This window comes from Clostridium cuniculi (assembly GCF_004353185.1).
Classification (GTDB): domain Bacteria; phylum Bacillota; class Clostridia; order Clostridiales; family Clostridiaceae; genus Clostridium; species Clostridium cuniculi.
Genome location: NZ_SMUS01000075.1, coordinates 1 through 5591, shown reverse-complemented (window position 1 = coordinate 5591; position 5591 = coordinate 1). Strand labels below are relative to the sequence as shown.

At 27.5% G+C, this 5591-nt stretch carries 4 protein-coding genes; all 4 read right to left on the bottom strand.

The annotated features are described in order from the left end of the window. Window positions 1–150 precede the first annotated feature (150 nt). Complete coding sequence (locus EJJ37_RS19355; protein WP_243124927.1) at window positions 151–912, bottom strand: N-acetylmuramoyl-L-alanine amidase; 762 nt, start codon at window positions 910–912, stop codon at window positions 151–153. A 49-nt stretch (window positions 913–961) separates the two neighbouring features. Further along, a complete protein-coding gene (locus tag EJJ37_RS19350) occupies window positions 962–1435 on the bottom strand; it encodes a phage holin family protein (protein WP_166484855.1) in 474 nt (157 codons plus the stop codon). Between the two features lie 740 nt (window positions 1436–2175). Then, a complete protein-coding gene (locus EJJ37_RS19345) occupies window positions 2176–5139 on the bottom strand; it encodes a BppU family phage baseplate upper protein (RefSeq protein ID WP_166484854.1) in 2964 nt (987 codons plus the stop codon). A 14-nt stretch (window positions 5140–5153) separates the two neighbouring features. Further along, window positions 5154–5402, bottom strand: a complete 249-nt coding sequence (locus tag EJJ37_RS19340; RefSeq protein ID WP_133017075.1) for a hypothetical protein — start codon at window positions 5400–5402, stop codon at window positions 5154–5156. Between the last annotated feature and the right edge of the window lie 189 nt (window positions 5403–5591).

The window sequence follows — 5591 nt, the reverse complement described above, 5'->3', positions numbered from 1 at the left end:
AAGTACTGCTCAACAACTTTTATTTTAATTTCAGGTAACACCTTCAATTTTCTTCCCATTAAAAATACTCCCTCCATAGAAACAGTTTTATTATTTTAACTGTCTACTATAAAGGGAGCATATCATTTTCCTACCTACTAGCCTTAATAATTATAATTTAGTTGTATAAGAAAGACTTATCCAACCAGCTCCACTCTTTAATTTACCCCAACCATTTTTCTCTTCTACTATTGTATAAACTTCATTTCTTTTAACAGTCGTAGCAATAGAATACTTGGTTCCTGCTCCTTTTCTTACATTTAGTACACTTGCTGTAATTCTTACTCTATAACCTGCCCCACTATTAGATTGATTAGCTGGAGTATTAACAGTTTGAACTTTCTTATTAGCAATTGCTTCAGCTATAGCTTTTCCAATTGCATCTGCTCCTAGCTTTCTATATAATGCAACATCTTCAGTCGCTTCTACGAAACAAGTTTCAACTATCATAGCTTTCATTTTCGTATGCTTTAACTCATACAAGCCAGTTCTAATTTTTTGACCTCTATTCTTAAATCCTAACTCTTCTAATGCATCAACAACTCTTTGAGCTATCTCATTTGTAGAATATACGCACACTTCACTTCCTAATGCTCCATTATAACTGTCATACGCCTTATTAAAGTGAATAGATACAAATAAATCAGCACCCCAATTATTAGCCTTATTTACACCATAAGCTAAATCTTCTGATGACCTTGAAGTATAGTTTACTGGTGGTGTTACGTCTAATGCCTCACGTCCTAATTTCTTTAAATACTTTACTACTGCAACTGTAACTTTTCTATCCTCTGGTAATTCGTTAATTAATGCACTTGCTCCTGTACATAGTTCGGTATGTCCACCTCTAACTGCTATCTTTTTAATTTCCATAATAAACTCCTTCTTTCTTAATATATTTTATAAATTAAAAGAACAGGACCTACTCCTGCTCTCCATTTAAACTATCTACAATTTTATTTCCTTTACCTTCTACAACTATCTTAAATTTACTCACAAAACTCTTTAAGAATGGTGGTATAGGTACTTCCATCTTTATAAGATTTTCTAATATAGATATTATTTCATTTAATATAAGCCATATCGCTACGAGCAACCCAAAGAATGTACTTAAAGGAATGTTAACTCCTATATTTTCAGCTATATTTATTATTATCCAGTCTGAAATCATAGCAACTGCAACAACTACTGAATACATTGCTTTTTTTATTACTCCCCACATTCCTTTTCTACTTTCTACCTCTCCTAAATATCTAGCTTTTGTCATACCTGTTGAATAATCAACTACCATGGCAAATAATAAAATACATAATATCGGAAATAGTATTCCTAGCTTATTCGATAAATAAGCACCTAAAGCACTTATTGCTAACTTTATAAAATTTTCTTTTTCCATTTTTACGCCTTCCTTTTCTCCAATCGCTTGGAATTTTAGATATAATAAAAGAGCCTTTCGGCTCCTAAATCTTCCACGAATATATTTTATATTTTTTTCATAAAACATTTATGTGAATTTTTTCACCCCAATAAAAATAAGGATGGAAATAATAACTCCTATAAACAATAAGCAAACTTAATCACATTTAGCACATTAATATAGTTAACATTCTAAGACAATTTAATATTATTACTATCCTTATTTTTTTATTAAATGATTAAAATTTTATAATTATGGTTATAATTTAAATACATATTCGTATAATTACCTTTCTAAAAAATAGAAGTTTCCTCTTAATAAGGATATTTCTATTTTTTTATATTTAATGAATATTTTAAAGCTATTCTCATAAAATATTATCGGGACTTTTTCTAAATAAAGAGAATAAGTTGATTACTACGGGTTTTAATTAACAACTTATTCTCTCCTGTATTTATACTTTTATAAATTGATTAAAAAATTCATTACTGGCTATAATCTAAATAAGTATATTATTTAGTAATCTTTTCTTTAAATTAATTCACACAATAAAAGTTCCCTTTTTAAAGGGAACTTTTTATTTTAAAAATAACTAAATCTATGAATATATTTTTTATTCTTTCATAATATATTTTATACTGAATTCTATTTTTTCTCCTTAAGAGAATAAGTTAGTATTTTGCTCTATGACTTCAATCAACAACTTATTCTCTTTCATTTTAATTTATTTTTAATACAGCATATCCATAAGCATTTTTAATAGTATAATTAATTCCTCTAACATCTACAGTATTATTGATAAGTTCAAATCCTTCGTTTTGCTCTAATATATTTATTTTCTTATCTATATACTTTGAAGGAATTTCTAAATTATCACATACAACATTTTTATGGATATCTATAAATACATATAAACTATCTCCAACTTCTATATAAGTTTTATTAGTTTCTCCATCTTCCAATATGGAAGTATCTATATATTTTCTATATATACTAAAGTTCATATATGCTCCAACTTCTAAAGTTCCACCACTATATCCTACTGGATATGATTTTTTAGTGCTTCTAAGATCCCAAAGCATATTATTTTTTAATCTTTCTTCATTAGATCCATTACCTATGTCAGGTAAATATCCAGCAGTAAATCCTACTTTATTATTATCGATATCATTTCTATGTTGTACATATCTATTTATTGGATAATTTTGATTTATACAATCACCTAGATAGAACTTCAAATTATCTTTATATGAATTTATATTAGTTAATTGAGAAAAATTCCAGTTGCCTTTTTGCTTAACATTAGGCATATAGTGTTGTGTATTGGGTTGCAATCTTACACTTTGTAAAAATCCACAATTCCCTAAAGTAACTTTCTTTAATACTTTTAAAGAATGATTTATTAATACTAATCCTTTGTCTTTAAATTTATAGTTAACACAAAGCTCTACAACTTCATCTATTTCATTTAAATTATCTCCTGTAAGCTCTATCCCTACATTAGCTTTTAAATGCTCCTGTAGTGCTTTATAACATAATATATTATATTTTTCAGTTACATTAAACTCGTTACCTAAGTTATCACCTTCAACTAGTTCTTTACCATCAATAAGCACTTTATAAGTATGATTGTTTGTAGATGGATAAAATTGTTCTACAGTTAGATTTGTTATATCTAATGCACTTGTATTAGTTGCAGTTATCTTAGCTTCTAAATTATTAACTGGTGCTATATTACTATAGCCTACTATCCCTCGTTCATCTTCAGTATATGGATATAAGAATATACATTTATCATTTTCTACTTTTGCTAATACATAATCTGTTATTCCATCTGTCCATATACTTCCTATATCAGTAGTTGTTTGTCCGTTTTTAGGTGTAGAAAAACAAGGATAGCCATGATTAGCTCCAACAGTATAGAATGTTCTAATTGGAGTTATATCGTCCCCCTGATTGTGTATTAATGTTTCTTTATTGTCTTTTACTAAATACGTATTAACAAAGTTAAAACATTTATTTCTTAAACCTTCTATTTCAGTTTCATATTTTATAGTTTCTTTATTATTTAATTTACTATATACAGTAAACTTATTATTCTCTTTTATTATCTTTAAGCTAGAATTATCATCAGAAATTGCTACTTCATCTTTTATTGATTCCATTTGCTCTTTTGTAAACCTAAGTTTATCCATACAATAACCATAACTTTCATAAGATGTCAGCTCTGAACTTGCTTCAAGTTGCATATTTGTTGCATCTGCAAAAAAGTTTATTCCTATCCATGACTTTTCATCTATTGTGAAAGTTATAGGATCATTCGCAGTAACATTAGAAATTGTATTTATTAATCCTGTTCCAGTAAGGTTAGAATCAAATTGAAATACATTCCTTGTTCTATTTGAAACAGTATAAGTACCAGCTTCAAGTTCTATCATATATCCGTTATATCCTGGATTATCAACTACAGTATTATTTTTTGATATTAATTTCCCATTTAAAAATTTAGCTGGATTAAGTAAGTTTTTACCTACTTCAAAGAAATTACAATCATCACTTTCAACACTAAAATCTGTTACTTGTTTCTTTTTTATACTTATATTTTCTTGGACATCATAAGCTAAATATTGTTTATAATCTTCATATCTTGTAAGAGCGTTACCTTCTTCTAATTGCCATGTGTCTATATGTGTCTTATATAGACTAGCTCTTATATATCCAGTTTGAGGGGCTGTAAATGTAAACTTTGCTGTACTTGTATTTAAATTTGTAGTTATTACTTCTATACATTCTCCAGCCGTATTAAAAAGATATATATTTCTAGCTCCAACATTGCATGTATATTTTTTACCCATAATTACAAATATATAATCTGTTATATCATAGCTTTCGCTCTCGGTGTGATTATAGGTACTCGGTGTACTTCCTTGCATTACTCTATTTAATGTTCTTCGTGTTTTATCATATAAATTCTTTCCAGAAACTAAAAAACTAGCTTCTGGAACTCCTACTGAATTCCTAGCTAGTATTCTATTAGTTATGCTTTTCTCCTTTAAAATTGGGCTTATTGGAGCAGTACCCATAATTATTGCTTTTAAGCTATCTGTTATTTGATTCTCATTAATCTGACCTATTAATTGCCCAACAGATATTCCGTCTCCTATATTTATTTTCTTTAAAAGTTCTTCTAAGATTTTATCTATAATAAACTTTAAAGATTGCTCCCCTTTTCTAGCTTCAATTATTTCATTTTTATAATTATCATATTCATTTAATGAAGCTAATGCTGTTAGTAAAGCTCCAAATTCATTTGTACTTACTACAGATTTTTCAGAGTTTATACTCTTTTTAACATCCATGAAAAATATATTAGATGTTAACTTGCTTTCATTTTCTATTATCATTAGTTCAAGTTTAACTAAACCAGCTACTGCTAACATTTGAGTTGTAAGCTCTAAAGTACAATATCCATTTAATCTATCATTTATTATTAAATCGTTAAATACTTCAGTTCCATCTGGTTTAATTGCATACACTCTAACACTTCTGTTTTCTAAACTAAAAGGGATAGCTCCATCTAAAAGTTGAAAAAGCAAAAATCTACTTTTTGTATCTCCTTGCTTAGCTGTTAATGTATCATATAAATTTTTATTTATATCAAATCTAATTATCTTTGTATTCAAAAAACTCATCCTTTTTATAAATATTTATTTACTTTTTTTGCATTTTTAAATTTTAATTGTCTTTCACTAACGCAGAAATTATTGGAGTTATTAATTACATACTCGTCCTTGTCTACAACTATATAATCATAAATAAGTTTAAAGTCTTCTTCTTCTTCACCAAAATAACTCATATCTTGTGTACCACCTGCTATGGCTTGTATAGTTCCTAATCTTTTATTATAAAATATAGTCATTTTGCTTTGTTCTTGAGTAATATTCATATTTTCCCTCCTATGCTGTTACTGTAAGCGCTACAATAATATCTGTTCTTAATTCATTAAAAGTATGATTTCTATCTACTACTGCATAATCATTATTAGAGTTAGCATTATAATTAAATTTAAGAGAACTTGCATATAAAGATATTTCAACTCTTCCATTTGTATAATCATAAGAAGCTATGGAGTTAG